The sequence below is a fragment of the Serratia sp. NA_13 genome (assembly GCF_052691735.1).
Genome location: NZ_JBQZFV010000001.1, coordinates 219,780 through 236,259 on the forward strand (window position 1 = coordinate 219,780; position 16,480 = coordinate 236,259).

Sequence of the window (16,480 nt, forward strand, 5' to 3'; positions counted from 1 at the left end):
CTGGCAAGGAGAAAAACGCAATTTTATCCGGTATTTCACGTGATTGCTGCGCTTATGTGCAGTGCGGTGGTTTTTTCTGCAAATCAGGGTAAGGAAGCTGTCGACCGGTTTGACTTGCCGGTCGACAGCGACCCTTAGCGGGTGGATCGCTGCAGGATCAGTACCGCCGGTTGTTTTTGCAGCCAGCGCATGCGCATGGCCATCATGATGGCGGCGAAGGTCAGGCCAATGATAAAGCCAATCCAGAATCCGCTTGGCCCCATAGCCGGTACCAGGATATCGGTCAGCGCCAGCACATAACCGCTCGGCAGACCCAGGATCCAATAGGCTATAAAGGTGATGAAGAAGATTGAACGGGTATCTTTATAGCCACGCAGAATGCCGCTGCCGATCACCTGAATAGAGTCGGAAATCTGGTAAATGGCCGCCAGCAGCATCAGGTGCGAGGCCATGGCAACCACCGCCGGGCTGTCGTTATACAGCAGGGCAATTTGCTCACGGAAGGTGGCGGTAAACAGCGCGGTGCAGCAGGCCATGGCGATACCTACGGCAATAGCCGCATAGGCGGCTATTCGCGCACCTTCAACCGAGCCTTCACCCAACCTATAGCCGACGCGGATAGTTGCGCTGACACCCAGTGACAATGGCAATACAAACATCAGTGCGCTGAAGTTAAGTGCAATCTGGTGTCCGGCCACGGAAACAATACCCAGTGGCGACACCAGCAGGGCGACGATAGCGAACAGCGTGACCTCAAAGAACAGTGCCAGCGCCACCGGCAGACCAATGCCGAACAGGCGTTTCATCGCCGACCAGTCAGGCCGCAGGTTGCTGCCTTCGTGCGGCAGAATGTCGCGTTGGGAAGGGGTGCGTTTTACGTACCAGCGCATCGCCAGGAACATAAACCAGTAGACGCTGCCGGTTGCCACGCCGCAACCGATGCCGCCCAGTTCCGGCATACCGAATTTACCGTAGATGAAAATATAGTTAATCGGGATATTCACCAGCAGGCCGAGAAAGCCAATTACCATGCCCGGTTTGGTTTTCGACAGGCCTTCGCATTGGCCGCGCAGCACCTGGAAGAACAGATAGCCCGGCGCGCCCCACATAATGGCATGCAGATAGCCCACCGCCTTATCCGCCAACTGCGGGTCGATGTTGTGCATCATGTCGATGACAAACTTGCTGTTATACAGCACGATAATCACCAGCATTGAGACGGCGGCCGCCAGCCAAAAGCCCTGACGAACCTGATGAGCGATGCGATCGCGTCGGCCAGCGCCGTTCAGCTGTGCAATCACCGGCGTTAGTGCCAGCAGCAGGCCATGGCCGAACAGGATGGCCGGTAGCCAGATTGAAGTGCCGACGGCAACCGCTGCCATATCTGTGGCGCTGTAGGCACCGGCCATAATGGTATCAACCACGCCCATTGCGGTTTGTGATATTTGCGCGATGATCACCGGGATAGCGAGGGCCAATAAACTACGCGCTTCAATTAAGTACTTCTGCACGCACACACCTTTTCTATTTATTTATGATGGAGGGAAGGGTCGTCGTGAAAGGACAACAATTAAAAATAGCGGAATTTTCTCAAAAAGATTGTACCCGCTCGGCGGGGTTAAGCAAATGCTGTGATGAAATAGTTATTAAATGCGCAACTGCAGATTTTTTGTCGCCTCGGGTTTGGTTTTCATCGTCAACTGGGGCAAACTGCCCCAAGCGCTTTAAACATTTTTAGAAAGAAGAGGCCTACATGTTCACCGGTATCGTACAAGGCACCGCGCCGCTGGTCGCCATTGATGAAAAATCCAACTTCCGTACTCACGTCATCGAGATGCCCACTGAACTGCTGCCCGGGCTGGAGCTTGGTGCGTCGGTGTCTCATAACGGTTGCTGCCTGACCGTCACCGCGGTAGAGGGCAACCGCGTCAGTTTTGACTTGATCAAAGAAACGCTGCGCCTGACCAACCTCGGTGAGCTGGCGTTGGGCGACGTGGTCAACATCGAAAGAGCGGCCAAATTTAATGATGAAATTGGCGGTCACCTGATGTCCGGCCATATTATCTGCACGGCAGAGGTTGCCAAGATTTATACCTCTGAGAATAATCGTCAGATATGGCTGCGTATGCCGGACGCGGAACTGATGAAATACGTTCTGCACAAAGGCTTCATTGGCATCGATGGTATTAGTCTGACCATCGGTGAAGTAGTGAATAACCGTTTTTGCGTACATTTGATCCCGGAAACCCTGGAGCGCACCACGCTGGGCAAAAAACGCTTGGGGGATAAGGTGAATATTGAGATCGATCCACAAACGCAGGCGGTGGTTGACACTGTCGAGCGGGTGTTGGCGAGCCGTGAAGCGGCAATGGCGGCGGCGAGTGCGCTGGCGCAGAAGATCTGACGAACGACAAACCAGAGAGGAGCTATCGCGTGAAGTTTTATGGGAAAACGTTGATGTTAACGGCGCTGTTGGCGCTGAGTGCTTGTAGCAGCTCGCCGGAACAGGGTACGGCCAACACAGCGGCGGATGCAGAGAACGATACCTGCGGCGCGGCGCAATATCAGAATTATGTCGGCAAACCGATGTCAGCGCTGGAAGGCGTGCAGATTGAGTCGCAAGTGCGCGCTATACCGTATAACTCTGCGGTCACGATGGACTTTAACCTGCGCCGGCTGAATTTCCTCGGCGATAGTGATGATAAAATCATCCGGGTGTATTGCGGCTGATATACCCGTCGTCTTTTAAGTTGCAGCGTTGTTACCTGCACTCGGTTATGTGGCCCGTCCATGGGCCACACCCCTTAGGGGCCGCTGCAAGCAGCGTTCAAATCGGCTCCCGGCAGATTTGTCACCCCCAGTTACTTACTCAAGTAAGCGCCTGGGGGTGAGCGAGCTGGGCGCCTAGCTGCAACTCGAAATCCATAGGGTATAGTCGTTTACGCTGCAGGATAATTAACGTGTTACGCGAATACCGCCGTCGACCCCTTTAGGGCTGAATACCACTTGCCACAGTTGAATATCACGTGCGCGGAAGGCTCCAGCGCAGGCGTTCAGATAATAGCTGAACATGCGTTCGAAACGATCCGAATAACGCTGGGCAAGCAGTGGCCACGCCTGTTTGAAGCGTTCGTACCAGGCCATCAGGGTGCGATCATAATCGGTGCCAATATTATGCCAATCTTCCATCACGAAATGCCCCTCACTGGCCTGGGCAATATGCGAGACCGACGGCAGGCAGCCATTCGGGAAGATATATTTGTTGATCCACGGGTCAACATTCATATCTGTCCGATTCGAGCCAATGGTGTGCAGCAGGAACAGACCGTCCGGTTTTAAATTACGCTCCACCACTTTAAAATAGGTGTGGTAATTTTTCGGACCGACGTGTTCGAACATGCCGACAGAAACAATACGGTCAAACTGCAGGTGTAAATCGCGGTAGTCTTGCAATCGGATTTCAACGTCCAGTCCGACGCAGTGCTCCTGTGCCAGTTTTTGCTGTTCGGCGGAAATGGTCACGCCCACCACCGAAACACCATAGTTTTTCGCCGCATAGGCGGAAAGCCCGCCCCAGCCACAACCAATATCCAGCAGGCTCATGCCCGGCTGCAGCTGCAGTTTCTCGCAAATCATCCGCAGCTTGGCTTCTTGCGCTTCTTCCAGCGTAGTGGCTTCTTTCCAGTAGGCGCAGGAATATTGCATATGCGGATCGAGCATCTGCGTAAACAGATCGTTCCCCAGATCGTAATGTTCTTTACCGACTATCCAGGCGCGTTTCTTCGATTGCAAATTGGTGAGTCGCGCGGCGGCAATACGCAGGGTATCTTTTAAATGGCGGGGGAGTTTCTTTTCCAGCCCGGCACGGACCACGTTTTGAAAGAATATATCCAGCCGTTCACATTCCCACCAGCCGTCCATATAGCTTTCGCCCAGGCCAAGAGAACCTTCCTGCAGCACGCGTTTAAAAAAATCGGGATTTTTAACCTGAATATCGAAAGGGCGTGAGCCGTTTATTTCAATACCGGCCATGCTGAGCATTTCATTAGCGATGCGATACCATTGGTTGTCCTGGATGCTCACATCTTCTATACACGATGAACTCATAGCTTCTCCATCACTTTCTTCTGACTTATGACCCGCCAAAAAATAGCTTAGACAAATTCTGCGGGTGCATACGTTTATCTACGGCAAAAAGTTCCGTGGTGCCTGATATCCGACTATGAACAGAGGAAAATTTTAAGAAGGTTCCTGCGCAAGAAACGCTGGAAAGACAATCCTTAAAAAAGTGTGACGCCATTCGCGTACACAACAGCAATTTGTGATAAAGAAATTATAAAGGTGTTATTTTAAAAGGTCGTTTTGAGTATAGGCTTGCCGAGACGCTTACTCAACTGTAAATCGCACTCGGCAAAAATATTGTTTAAGTGATTATTAATACATACAATTATGACGCTGAGTTAGCATGTTCCTGCCGCGTCGCCTGCTGTTCCTCCATCACTTTTCCCCGTTGCAGCATATAGCCCAATGCGGCTAATACTACCATAGAAACCATCACCGTCACCGTTGCCAACAACGGCTGGCTGATAAAGGCCGATACCAGCATGCTGGCGACAAAACACAGGCCCAACTGCAGGGTATTTTGCAGCGCTGCGGCTTTGCCTGTGCCTGCCGGGAACGGGGTTAACGCATTTGCCACTACGATTGGGTAGGTGGCACCGTTGGCCAGCGCCATCACGCAGAACGGGAGCAGCAGCGTGGTAAGCGTGGGTTCGGTCAGCGTGGCAACCAGATATAACGTCACCATACTGATGCCATAAGCTACCAGCAGCCACGGCAGTAAGGTGTTGCCATTAATGCGATTTAACGCGGTGCGGCAGCCATAACCCCCTAACAGGAAGGCCAGGGTCTGTGGCACATAACTCAGGCCGATATCATTTGGGCTGTACCCCATATCGCCAAGAATAAAGGGTGAACCGGTCAGCCAGGCGAAGAAGCCGGCGGAGCAGGCGGCAAAGATGATAACGCTGCCGCTGAATACCGGAGATTTCAGTAGTTGCCAGAAGGTCAGGGCGTTTTTATTTTCTGCGGAAGGCAAAGATTTGGCGTTTTCTTTCAACAGCAGAGTCGGTAGCAAGAGAATGACGGTAATGCCCAGCAGCACGGCGAAAATGGCACGCCAGCCCATGTGGTTCAGTAGCCAGGCACCGACCAGTGGCGCCAGAGCCGGTGAGAGGGCTACCAGCGGCATAATGGTGGCGAATACGCGGTTTGCCTTGCCTTCACGGTAGCGGTCGATCACCAGTGCCTGCCAAGTGACGGCGGCGGAACAGACGCCAATCGCCTGGATAAACCGCAGTGACCACAGTTGAACGGCATTTTGTACCCACAGCATGCCCAGGCATCCCAGCGCAAATAGCGCCAGGCCAATCAGCAATACCGGTTTACGGCCAAGACGGTCGGAAAGCGGACCCCATAGCAGTTGAGCAAAGGCAAAGCCGGCCAGGAAGATACTGAGGCTGGCACTGATCGCCCCGGCGGAAATTTGCAGATCTTGCTGCATTACACCAAAGGCGGGCAGGTACATGTCGGTGGCCAGGTAACCCAGCATACTCAGGCCGGCAAGGTATAACATAAAACCAAAGGAATTTCTCATGGTATTTCTCGTTAATATTTTAATGTCGCAGGTTTTTAGCGCCGGCAAGTGTATCCGGCTGGATCTCTGCTTGTGAAACGGTAATATTTGCGAAGTGCTGTTAAAAAAATTGAAGGCAAGATTGTGTGGTCTGAATATTCTCTCGATGTGGTAGATGCGGTCGCCCGCACAGGTAGTTTCAGCGCAGCGGCGCAGGAACTGCACCGAGTGCCCTCGGCGGTCAGTTATACCGTGCGGCAATTGGAACAATGGCTGGCAGTTCCGCTGTTTGAACGGCGGCATCGTGACGTGGAACTGACCCCGGCCGGCGTGGTATTTGTGCAGGAAGCGCGCAGTGTCATCAAAAAAATGCTCGACACTCGCCGCCAGTGCCAGCAGGTGGCTAACGGTTGGCGTGGTCAACTAAAAATTGCGGTAGACATCATTGTTAAACCCCAGCGTTGTCGCCAACTGGTGCTGGATTTTTATCGCCATTTTCCCGACGTAGAACTTTTGGTTCAACTGGAAGTGTTTAACGGCGTCTGGGATGCGCTGGTGGACGGACGTGCTGATATGGCGATTGGGGCGACGCGTGCGGTGCCGGTCGGCGGCGGCTTTGCCTTTCGCGATATGGGCGACATGCGCTGGCTGTGTGTGGTCAGTCCGCAACATCCGCTGGCGGCGTTGGACGGCCTGTTGAATGATGATCAACTGCGGCCTTTCCCGTCCCTGTGTCTGGAAGATACCTCGCGTAATCTGCCCAAGCGGGTCACCTGGACACTGGATAACCAACGGCGGCTGGTGGTGCCGGACTGGGCCTCGGCGCTGGACTGTCTGTGTGCCGGCCTATGCGTTGGCATGATGCCGGCGCATCAGGCCTTGCCATTGGTGCAGCGTGGGGAACTGGTAGCGTTGCAGCTGCAGCAGCCGTTTCCGGCCAGCCCCTGTTGCCTGACCTGGCAGCAGAATAGGCCATCACCGGCGATGGCCTGGCTGTTGGATTACCTGGGGGACAGTGAAACGCTGAATCAGGAATGGCTAAGCGAAGTGGTGCCGGAAGCCACAGCGGCTTCCGGCGATAGCAATTAGCGGCGGTAATCGATGAATGGGCCGTCAGCGACCGAACGGCGCTCAATCAGCTTTGGATGCACTTCAATCACCTGCGACTCTTCGCGCTTGCTGATTATACGGTCCAGCAACATGGTGAACGCCATCTCACCCAAACGCTCTTTGGGTTGATGAATGGTGGTCAGCGCCGGGGTGAAATAGCGGGCGTTACGCACGTTATCGTAGCCAATTACCGAAATGTCTTGTGGCACCCGCAGCCCAAGTTCGTCGGCGGCGCAGATCGCGCCCATCGCCATGATGTCGCCGCCGCAGAATACCGCGGTCGGCCGATGCTTCTGCGACAAGATCTGGTGCATGGCCTTGTAACCGGATTCCGGCTCAAAGTCGCCCTGAACAATCCACTCGTCGCGTACTTCGATATTGGCTTCTTCCATGGCTTTTAAAAAACCCTGATGGCGGCCGCCACCGGTATTGCGCGACAGTTGGCCTGGAATGGCACCGATATCGCGGTGACCGCGTTCAATCAGATAACGCCCGGCCAGATAGCCGCCTTCGAAGGCGTTATCAATAATGCTATCGGTAAAATCACCGCGGGCTGCGCCCCAGTCCATGACGACCATTGGAATATTGCGATAGTCTTCCAGCATACCCAGCAGTTGGTCTGGATATTCCGAACACATTACCAGCAGGCCATCGACACGTTTTTGTGCCAGCATCGCCAGATAGGCCCGCTGTTTGTCCAGATTGTTGTGCGAGTTGCACAAAATCAGCGTATAGCCTTTGCTGTAGCAGCTGTTTTCTACCGCCTCGATTACTTCGGCAAAGTAGGGGGCTTCGCTGGAGGTGGCCAGCAGGCCAATCGATTTGGTGTGATTGACCTTCAGGCTGCGCGCTACGGCGCTGGGTGAGTAATGCAGCTCTTTAATCGCAGCGCCAACGGCCGCTTTAGTCTCTTCGGCGACGAAACGAGTCTTATTGATGACGTGCGAAACGGTGGTGGTGGAAACGCCAGCGCGTTTGGCCACATCTTTAATCGTTGCCATGTAAAGAATGACTCCTGAACTCACATGTTGCAGTATGTAAGTATGATGTTAATCGTTTGCCTGCGTAGATCCTTCTCCAAAGAAGCGAAAACTGAGTTTTTAGTGTGTTGAAGTCGTCAGCGCTTGGTCAGGAGGGGCATTTTGCCGGTACACAGTTGTGAACTGCGAATTTTGTCCCATATTGAGCCAAAGTGGAAGAGGTAATCGGTATAATAAACCGGGAAATGATAACAAGATTTTATTGTTTAACTGTGTGAAAATGGTTTGACGCATTAATTGTGTGCCTTTTACCCTTGGGCAACCCAATCTGAAAAGGAGTTGTAATGGATACCGATCTGAAAATGTCACTGTTCACCACCGTTTGTGCGCTGGCCGTGATTATTGCTTTCAGCTTCACCGCTGCTTTGAACTGATCCCCTCAAGTAAAACAGGCGCAGCTCGCTGCGCCTGATTGTTTTTCCCCGCGTTACGCCAGGTTCTTTTCCACAAATGCCCAGTTAACCAGTGACCAGAAATTTTCCAGGTAGGCAGGTCGCGCGTTGCGGTAATCGATGTAGTAAGCGTGTTCCCAAACGTCGACGGTCAGCAGTGGTTTATCATCACCGGTCAGCGGTGTCGCCGCGTTCGAGGTGTTAACAATAGCCAGCGAACTCTCTGGCGTTTTCACCAGCCAGGTCCAGCCTGCGCCAAAGTTTTTCACTGCGGCGTCGCTGAATTGCTGCTTAAAGGCGGCGAAAGAACCAAATGCCTGATTTATTGCCTCAGCCAGTTTACCTTCAGGCTCACCGCCGCCCTGTGGCGACAGACAGTGCCAATAGAAAGTGTGGTTCCATATCTGGGCTGCATTGTTGAAGATGCCGCCGTCAGAGGCCTTAACGATTTCTTCCAGGGACAACCCTTCAAACTTACTGCCTTTCAGCAGATTGTTCAGGTTCACCACGTAGGCGTTGTGATGCTTGCCATAATGGTATTCCAGGGTTTCTGCGGAAATGTGCGGTTCGAGGGCGTTTTTTTCATAAGGTAATGCAGGAAGTTCAAACGACATTGCTTTCTCCTTGTACAGTGCCAGTCCACCGACGTAACAATGGGCGATAGATTGACCTGTTTTTATTGTGGGTATTTAGATTAGCAATTTTCGCGATGAAATACAGGGGAACGGGTAAGGGATTGAATACAACAATGAGGTTTGCGGGAACTATTAGGGGAGAGCGGCTGACAGCGCCAGCCGCAAAAGAGATTATCGAATGGTTTTTGGCGTGACAACCCGGCGTGCGCCGATGTAGTGGTTTTGCCAGTAGTCGTTGTCGAGTTGGCTGATGCGGATTTCTTCACCGGTACGCGGTGACTGAATGAATTTACCGTTGCCCAGATAAACCCCAACATGGTCAGCCACACCGCGGTTGTTAATGCGGAAGAACACCAGGTCGCCACTTTCCAGTTCACTCTTCTTGATTGGCGCTGCGTCACGCAGGTGATACATCTCGTTGGCAGTACGCGGCATTTTAATTTTAACGATGTCTTTATAGGCGTAATAAATCAGGCCGCTGCAATCAAAGCCGGTTCTTGGCGAGGTGCCCCCCCAGCGATAAGGTTTACCCATTTGATCCATCAGCTTGGCCATCGCGGTTTGCTTGGCATGCTGGTAGCGTTTTTTGTGTGCCGGGCTGAGCTTCAGCGGCTTTTCGTCACCCACCAATTTGGCGGTTGCCATGCCGGTTTTGCGATGGCGGCCATAGCCTTTTTTATAACCCTTCTTCGGCGGAGTCACTTTAATTTTGGCTATTTTATGAGTTTTGTTTTTCGATTTTGTGCTAACGATCTTTTTAGCGGCTTTTTCTGTTTTGGCTTTGGAGACCTTGGCGGTTTTCTGCGGAGTAGTGACTTTCACTTTTTTGCTGCTGGCTTTAACCGCTTTCTTTTTCTTGCGGTCATCCGGCCGGGCTTCGTTTACGTGGCTCTTGCGCTGCTCAGCGGCAACACGCGACTGTGGCGCTGCGTGCGCCAGATTAAAGAATAGCTGTGTAAACAACAGCACAAAAAGCGTAAGAATTAAACGCATGTCGACGTTACCAACCTTGGCCCCGGAACAGATATCGAATGAGTGACAGTATTCCCGAATTTCGCCATATAAAACAGCGAAGAACCCATAAATGATAATCCATATTGTGAGAAAACGTTAATAGCATTTTTTTTGCCGAAAAATCAAACCGTTGATGTATAAAAAACCAACAACGACCACCAGGGAACTTATTAAGTGGCGTTTTTTGACAGGAAATATATTAGTGAAATGGCCGGATTAAAAATGTTATTCTGCGCATATGTTTTGACCGGAAAGGCCTTGCCGGTGAGACGCGACTGACAACGGGGGAATGCCCTTGCAAAAGATGGCGTTTTCTTGCAACTGTTCCAGCCGCTACAATAGCCAGTGTGATGCATGTTGTAGCCATGAGATTTGGCTTGAGGAAGCAATATAATGACGACGACGATTGAAAAAATTCAGCACCAGATCACTGAGAACCCAATTCTGCTGTACATGAAAGGTTCACCGAAATTGCCAAACTGCGGTTTCTCGGCGCAAGCCGTGCAGGCACTGTCTGCCTGTGGCGAACGCTTTGCTTATGTTGATATTCTGCAGAACCCGGACATCCGTTCCGAGTTGCCGAAATACGCCAACTGGCCGACTTTCCCACAGCTGTGGGTAGACGGTGAGCTGGTCGGCGGCTGTGATATCATCATGGAAATGTATCAGCGCGGTGAATTGCAGCAGCTGATCAAAGAAACGGCAGAGAAGTACAAACAGCAGGAAGACCAGCAGCCATAATCGGCTTGGTTTTATTGTTGCAAGTCATCGGGCGGTGCCAGCTAATACTGGGCCGCCCGATTTTTTTGTCTTAGTCGGTATTAGTGGCGGCCAGTGGCCAACCGCCAAGACGCTTCCAGCGGTTAACCAGCTCGCAGAACAGCTGAGCGGTTTGCTCGGTGTCATACAGCGCTGAATGCGCCTGGGCACTATCGAAGGGAATATCGGCGGCAATGCAGGCTTTGGCCAGTACCGTCTGTCCCAACACCAGTCCGCTTAACGCCGCGGTATCAAAGGTGGCGAAAGGGTGGAAAGGATTGCGTTTCAGGCTGGCGCGCTCGGCGGCTGCCATCAAGAAGCTGTGATCAAAATTGGCGTTATGCGCCACAATTATCGCCCGGTTACAGCCGCGATCCTTAATGCCCTTGCGTACCGCTTTAAAAATAGCGTGCAGTGCATCGTACTCACTGACCGCACCGCGCAGGGGATTACTCGGATCTATGCCGTTAAACGCCAGCGCTTCGGGCTGCAGGTTGGCACCTTCAAAAGGCTCCACGTGAAAGTGCAGGGTTTCGTCCTGCTGCAACCAGCCGTCTTCATCCATTTTTAACGTAACGGCGGCAATCTCCAGCAACGCGTCAGTTTTGGCATTAAATCCGGCAGTTTCTATATCTATCACTACGGGGTAAAACCCACGAAAACGGCCACTCAGGGCGTTAAGATCACTTTTTTCGGCCATCAGTTTCTTATCTTCATCGAATGCAGCGCGCATTATGGCAAATTTTGCGCCCGGTTGCAGGCGGTTATCACGCGGAAAAAACAAGGGCGCAGAAAGCGCCCCTGGTTGACCTTAGTGGCCGAGGCCATGGCCGGCGTGTTTGTTCTCGATCAGTTCGATTTTATAACCGTCCGGATCTTCAACAAAGGCGATAACCGTGGTGCCGCCCTTGACCGGGCCGGCTTCGCGAGTGACCTTGCCGCCGGCATGACGAATGCTGTCACAGGTTGCGGCGACATCATCCACGCCCAGGGCCAGGTGGCCGAATGCGGTGCCCATCTCGTAGCTGTCGGTGCCCCAGTTATAGGTCAGTTCAATCACCGCACCTTCACTTTCATCGGTATAGCCTACAAACGCCAGTGAGTACTTGTATTCCGGGTTCTCGCTGGTACGCAGCAAGCGCATGCCTAATACCTTGGTATAGAAGTCGATGGAGCGTTGCAGGTCACCGACGCGGATCATGGTATGGAGTAAGCGCATAATTCCTCTGATTGGATGTGCCGTTGCCAATGGCGGATGGATTGAAGCAAATCCAGTATAGCGTTGTCGCATAAGGGATTTCAATGTATGCCACGGCAGGGAGCATTATGACATCAGTGACGTTGTCACTCAGGAATTCGGCAGGGTAACACTACCGCACACTTTGTCGCCGTGCATAACATGGAAATAAGTACTATAACCGCTGTCAGGAACAGAGCGTCACGATAACGATTTAGCGCCCGGATTGGACAGGGCTAATTTATAAATTTGGATCAGATTAATAATGACGGTTTATATTTTCACAGCAGGAACATCAGGTTTGCCGAAGGAGCCGCTTAATGGATGAAATGCTGATTCTGGTTGATGCTGATGATAATCCGATTGGCTCCCAAAGCAAAATGCGGGTACACCAACAGGGGTTACTGCACCGGGCATTTTCAATTTTTATCTTTGATAGCCAGGGCCGCCTGCTGTTGCAACAGCGGGCATTCAGTAAGTATCACTCGGCCGGGCTATGGACCAACAGCTGTTGTGGCCACCCGCGCTGGGGCGAGTCAACGCTGGCTGCGGCACAGCGTCGCCTGCAGGAAGAGATGGGTTTCAGCACTGAACTACAACAAGTTTCCAGCTTTACCTATCAGTCTGCGGTACCCGGCAATTTAATTGAGCATGAATTCGATCATATCTACGTGGGTTTATTTGATGGCAAGCCGCAGGGAGCGCCTGAAGAGGCCCATAGTTGGTCGTGGACTGATATTCAGCAATTAATGGATGAAACAACGCGTAATCCTGAAAAGTTTACCGTTTGGTTTCTCACCATAATGAAGGATCTTGGAACCAATGAAATGGAACGTTGGGCGAGGTTGGCGGCGAGCTAACTGACAGATATCCCCTCAATGGCAAAAAGCCCGCCGGTATTAGTCTACCGGCGGGCTTTGCTATTTTACTTACAGCGTTGGATAGTCGGTATAGCCTTCAGCACCACCACCATAGAACGTTTCCGGTTTAGGTTCGTTCAGCTCCGCGCTCAGTTTGAAGCGCTCAACCAGGTCCGGGTTGGCGATATAGCTACGGCCAAAGGCCACGGCATCGATAAAGCCTTTATTAATTAACTCTTCTGCTTTCTCGCCGGTATAGGCACCGGCCCCGACAATCACCCCTTTAAAGTGGGCGCGTACCGAGTCACGGAAGGCGTCGGAATAAGGCTTGCCACCCGCCCAGTCAGGCTCGGAAATGTGTAGATAGGCGATGTTACGCTTGTTCAGCTCTTCCACCAGATACAGGGCTGCATCTTCCTGATCTTCACCATTGTCCAGGCCGTTGAACGGACCCAGCGGTGAAATACGGATACCAATGTGCTCTGAACCCCATTCAGCGATGCTGGCATCAACCACTTCCAGTGTCAGACGCGTGCGGTTTTCGATGCTGCCGCCGTACTGATCGGTACGCTGATTAGATGCCGGAGCCATAAACTGGTGCAGCAGATAGCCGTGCGCCGCATGCAGTTCGATAAAGTCGAAACCGGCCTCACGTGCGTTGGCAGTCGCCTGGCGGAAATCGTTAATGATGCCTGGGATCTCTTCAGTTTCCAGGGCGCGAGGGGTAGAGGTTGGCACTCGTACCCAGGCACCAGTTTCGTCACGCACGGTAGTGCGTGTGTCGGCATTGATCGCAGAAGGGGCGACCGGAGCCTGCTGGCCCGGCTGCAGGCTGTTATGGGAGATACGGCCCACGTGCCACAGCTGAACGGCGATATGGCCGTTTTTTTCATGCACAGCTTGGGTGATCTTTTTCCACGCGGCGATCTGCTCTGGGGTATGCAGCCCCGGTGCGCCGGCATAGCCTTTCGCCTGGAAAGAAATCTGGGTGGCTTCGGTGACAATCAGACCCGCGCTGGCGCGTTGGGCATAGTATTCCCCCATCAATGGCGTCGGGATATCACCTGGCTCAATGCTGCGCAGGCGCGTCAGCGGGGCCATAAACACGCGGTTTGGCAGGATTACAGCGCCAACCTTCAGCGGGGAGAACAACTTTTCAATCTTCATAGTGCATCCTATATTAATAGACCGGTCGACTAGTGATAAATATAAAACCGCCCAATGTGGCAATTCATGATAAGTCAGGGCATTTTTTTAGCGCTGCGCCGGACGCAGCAACAGTTCAATACTTTCCAGCGCGCTGGTCAGCGGGGCGACCGAATGGCGGATTTTGGCGCGCAAAGAGGCGCCAAGCCACAGGGAATACAGCGTTTCCGCCGTGGCCGCCGGACTCATGGCCAGCGACAATGAACCTTCGCGGATCCCGCGTTCAATCGTATCCTGCAGGTGACCAATCACCCGGGCACTGCCGGTTTCCAGCGCATGACGCATGGGCTCCGACAGGTCGCTCACCTCGGCAGACAATTTCACCGCCAGGCAGGCGTTATGGCATTCGCTGCGGCAGTGATAGCTGATCGCCTGAGCGTAATAGCTTAACAATTGGTGGCGTGCATCACCTTTATCATCGGCAAACAGCTGTTGCATTGCCGCATCATAGTGTTCGAAATAACGCTGTAGCATCGCTTCGCCAAAAACTTCCTTCGACCGGAAGTAGTGGTAGAACGAACCTTTTGGCACGCCCGCCGTGCTCAGCAGTTCGCTCAGTCCCATACCGGTAAAACCGAGACGCAGGCTGAGGGTCTCGCCGGTAGCGAGCAAATGTTCACGGGTATCTGTAGGGCAGTGCGCATGTTTAGTCATAATGGGTGTCAGCATAATAGACCGACTGGTCTAGGTCAATAACAATAAAAAAACCGGCATAAAATGCCGGTCAGACTGATGACAAATCTCATTCCTGCCCAGAGCGAGTAGAGGCCGATAAATAAAAATCAGGAAAATCAATTTATTGATTTTCGGCTGCTTTGTCAGCAACATAACCAGCATAAAAATGCCGGTTATGATGAGTGATACTTTGCCTGAATAAAGCGCGGAAGTTAAGCCCTTAGGCGGCTCCCCGGCAGCGTTGCAGAATATCCAGCTGCGGTTGATATTCACGGGTTTGTATGTTCAGCATGCCGAGCAGGGTATGGAACAGGTTGTCTTGTGAGACTTCGTCCTTTTCCGCCATATTGTTCAGACACTGGCGATCGATCTTGAAGTTGCGCTCATAGTCTGCTGACATCCACATCAGGAAGGGAACCTGGGTCTGCTGGCTTGGAGCGAAGACATAGGGCGTACCGTGCAGGTACATGCCGTTTTCACCCAATGATTCACCGTGGTCGGAAAGGTACACCAGCGCCGTGTTGAATTTCCCGCTGTACTGCTCCAGCAGTTTGATTGTGTCGTCCAGCATGGCATCGGTATACAGCAGTGAGTTGTCATAGGTATTCACCAACTGCTCGTGGCTGCAATCCTGGATCTGATTGCTGTTGCAGGTGGGTGAAAACTTCTGGAACTCTGGCGTGCTGCGCCGGTAATAGGCCGGACCGTGACTGCCCATCTGGTGCAGCACAATCACGCTGTCGTCTTTCAAGCTGTTGATGTAGTCATTCAGTTTATACAGCAGCACGTTATCCATACAGACGTCACTGTCGCAATCCTGCGGCAGTTTCAACTTGGTCATGTCAATGTGCGGCACGCGATCGCAGGCACCTTTGCATCCGCCGTCGTTTTCACGCCACAACACATTGACCCCGGCATGCACCAGTACGTCAAGCATGCCTTCCTGATGGGTAGCCTGGCTGGCGTCATAATCCTGGCGTGGCATGTTGGAGAACATGCAAGGAACGGAGATCGCCGTTTCGGTGCCACAGGAACTGGCGTTTTTAAAATACACCACGTTGTCCTGCTTCAGGCGTGGGTTGGTTTCACGCTCATAACCGCCTAATGAGAAGTTCTCGGCACGCGCCGTTTCTCCAACCACCAGGATCACCAAGGTTTTCTTTTTTTGTGTAGTAATCAGTGGCCCTTTACGTGCATCCTCACCGATTTTCACCAGTGGCAAATTGCGGGTGAAGTAACGCTGCTGGGTAAATTTGATGGTGCCGGAAACGAAGTTCGACGGCGTCAGCATTTTCACCACGCTTTTGTTATTACGGATAAGCGACGCGTAATCCTTATAAAACAGGGCGGCGATAATCAGGATCACCACCACCGAGAGCATCACGTTAGCGGCGCGCAACCCGACCATGTACCACCATGGGCGAGTTTTACGGATTTCGATAAAGCACACCAATACCGCAGGCAGAATACCCAGCAGCAACAGCCACAGGCCCATACGTGGCGTCAACAGCGCCGTGGCTTCCTGAGGATTGGTTTCGAAGGCGTTCTGCATCATATTGCCGTCGATCACCACGCCGTAACTGAACATAAAGTAGTTGGCGGTCGCGCTGCCGATCAGGAAGAAAATCATCAGTGGCTTGCGTAAGAACGGCACGGTCAGCACGCTGAAGATAATATTCAGCGCACAGAAAATCACCACCGGCATGGTGGCGGCGAAAATCACGCTGTGGACGTTATCGAAGGTGATATACGACCAGGCTTTATGAAGGAATAACGCATTCTGGAACAGAGTGAAGAATAAGGCACTGGCGAGGATAAAACCCAGGCTGTTGCACTGTAAGCGTTGACGAAACGACATTGCCAAATCTGAATCCTGATATTGAGTAATGCGCTGAAATTTACAGGATGAAACTTAAG

The 16,480-nt window shown here is 52.5% G+C and carries 17 protein-coding genes; 6 read left to right on the forward strand and 11 right to left on the reverse strand.

The features are described from left to right. Window positions 1-134: 134 nt before the first annotated feature. Window positions 135-1,511, reverse strand: a complete 1,377-nt coding sequence (locus ACUTSU_RS01025; RefSeq protein WP_445651088.1) for an MATE family efflux transporter — start codon at window positions 1,509-1,511, stop codon at window positions 135-137. 242 nt (window positions 1,512-1,753) lie between these two features. Between ACUTSU_RS01025 and ACUTSU_RS01030 the strand changes: the two genes are divergently transcribed. Both ACUTSU_RS01030 and ACUTSU_RS01035 read left to right on the forward strand, forming a co-directional pair. Next, on the forward strand, window positions 1,754-2,404 hold the full coding sequence (locus tag ACUTSU_RS01030; protein WP_135316347.1) for a riboflavin synthase subunit alpha: 651 nt from the start codon (window positions 1,754-1,756) through the stop codon (window positions 2,402-2,404). Between the two features lie 29 nt (window positions 2,405-2,433). Further along, window positions 2,434-2,730: an I78 family peptidase inhibitor gene (locus tag ACUTSU_RS01035; RefSeq protein ID WP_174352494.1), complete on the forward strand. Its 297-nt coding sequence runs from the start codon at window positions 2,434-2,436 to the stop codon at window positions 2,728-2,730. A gap of 225 nt (window positions 2,731-2,955) precedes the next feature. On the opposite strand, the gene cfa is transcribed toward ACUTSU_RS01035, so the two are convergent. Both cfa and punC read right to left on the reverse strand, forming a co-directional pair. Further along, window positions 2,956-4,107, reverse strand: coding sequence for a cyclopropane fatty acyl phospholipid synthase (gene cfa, locus ACUTSU_RS01040; protein ID WP_445653651.1), 1,152 nt, complete (start codon window positions 4,105-4,107; stop codon window positions 2,956-2,958). A gap of 340 nt (window positions 4,108-4,447) precedes the next feature. Beyond that, on the reverse strand, window positions 4,448-5,656 hold the full coding sequence (gene punC, locus ACUTSU_RS01045; protein WP_445653652.1) for a purine nucleoside transporter PunC: 1,209 nt from the start codon (window positions 5,654-5,656) through the stop codon (window positions 4,448-4,450). A 123-nt stretch (window positions 5,657-5,779) separates the two neighbouring features. Between punC and punR the strand changes: the two genes are divergently transcribed. Then, window positions 5,780-6,724: a DNA-binding transcriptional activator PunR gene (gene punR / locus ACUTSU_RS01050; protein ID WP_445651091.1), complete on the forward strand. Its 945-nt coding sequence runs from the start codon at window positions 5,780-5,782 to the stop codon at window positions 6,722-6,724. On the opposite strand, the gene purR is transcribed toward punR, so the two are convergent. Further along, the gene (gene purR / locus ACUTSU_RS01055) at window positions 6,721-7,746 is read right to left on the reverse strand and encodes an HTH-type transcriptional repressor PurR (RefSeq protein ID WP_135316351.1); all 1,026 of its coding nucleotides are present in this window, start codon (window positions 7,744-7,746) and stop codon (window positions 6,721-6,723) included. The two genes, punR and purR, sit on opposite strands and share 4 nt — an antisense overlap. Before the next feature lie 323 nt (window positions 7,747-8,069). Between purR and cydH the strand changes: the two genes are divergently transcribed. Next, window positions 8,070-8,159 carry a cytochrome bd-I oxidase subunit CydH gene (gene cydH / locus ACUTSU_RS01060; RefSeq protein WP_004943739.1) on the forward strand — a complete coding sequence of 30 codons (90 nt, stop codon included), beginning with the start codon at window positions 8,070-8,072 and terminating at the stop codon, window positions 8,157-8,159. A gap of 53 nt (window positions 8,160-8,212) precedes the next feature. Here the strand turns inward: cydH and sodB are convergent, their stop codons facing one another. After that, the gene (gene sodB, locus ACUTSU_RS01065) at window positions 8,213-8,791 is read right to left on the reverse strand and encodes a superoxide dismutase [Fe] (protein ID WP_445651092.1); all 579 of its coding nucleotides are present in this window, start codon (window positions 8,789-8,791) and stop codon (window positions 8,213-8,215) included. Between the two features lie 192 nt (window positions 8,792-8,983). Next, window positions 8,984-9,805, reverse strand: a complete 822-nt coding sequence (locus tag ACUTSU_RS01070) for a C40 family peptidase (protein ID WP_445651093.1) — start codon at window positions 9,803-9,805, stop codon at window positions 8,984-8,986. Between the two features lie 414 nt (window positions 9,806-10,219). Here ACUTSU_RS01070 and ACUTSU_RS01075 point away from each other — a divergent pair, with 414 nt between their 5' ends. After that, window positions 10,220-10,567 (forward strand): Grx4 family monothiol glutaredoxin, encoded by a 348-nt coding sequence (locus ACUTSU_RS01075; protein ID WP_012144929.1) that lies wholly within the window; start codon window positions 10,220-10,222, stop codon window positions 10,565-10,567. Window positions 10,568-10,637: 70 nt separating this feature from the next. Here ACUTSU_RS01075 and rnt read toward each other — a convergent pair whose 3' ends face one another. Together rnt and gloA are read right to left on the reverse strand one after the other, a co-directional pair. After that, window positions 10,638-11,318, reverse strand: coding sequence for a ribonuclease T (gene rnt, locus ACUTSU_RS01080; RefSeq protein WP_135316354.1), 681 nt, complete (start codon window positions 11,316-11,318; stop codon window positions 10,638-10,640). Between the two features lie 78 nt (window positions 11,319-11,396). Beyond that, window positions 11,397-11,804 (reverse strand): lactoylglutathione lyase, encoded by a 408-nt coding sequence (gloA, locus tag ACUTSU_RS01085; RefSeq protein WP_153860638.1) that lies wholly within the window; start codon window positions 11,802-11,804, stop codon window positions 11,397-11,399. 338 nt (window positions 11,805-12,142) lie between these two features. Between gloA and idi the strand changes: the two genes are divergently transcribed. Next, window positions 12,143-12,682: an isopentenyl-diphosphate Delta-isomerase gene (idi, locus tag ACUTSU_RS01090; RefSeq protein WP_445651094.1), complete on the forward strand. Its 540-nt coding sequence runs from the start codon at window positions 12,143-12,145 to the stop codon at window positions 12,680-12,682. 69 nt (window positions 12,683-12,751) lie between these two features. Here the strand turns inward: idi and ACUTSU_RS01095 are convergent, their stop codons facing one another. From ACUTSU_RS01095 to eptA, 3 genes are all read right to left on the reverse strand, one after another. Beyond that, window positions 12,752-13,849, reverse strand: coding sequence for an alkene reductase (locus tag ACUTSU_RS01095; RefSeq protein ID WP_445651095.1), 1,098 nt, complete (start codon window positions 13,847-13,849; stop codon window positions 12,752-12,754). Window positions 13,850-13,936: 87 nt separating this feature from the next. Further along, on the reverse strand, window positions 13,937-14,557 hold the full coding sequence (locus ACUTSU_RS01100) for a TetR/AcrR family transcriptional regulator (RefSeq protein ID WP_012144934.1): 621 nt from the start codon (window positions 14,555-14,557) through the stop codon (window positions 13,937-13,939). 226 nt (window positions 14,558-14,783) lie between these two features. Further along, window positions 14,784-16,421, reverse strand: a complete 1,638-nt coding sequence (gene eptA, locus ACUTSU_RS01105; protein WP_445651096.1) for a phosphoethanolamine transferase EptA — start codon at window positions 16,419-16,421, stop codon at window positions 14,784-14,786. Between the last annotated feature and the right edge of the window lie 59 nt (window positions 16,422-16,480).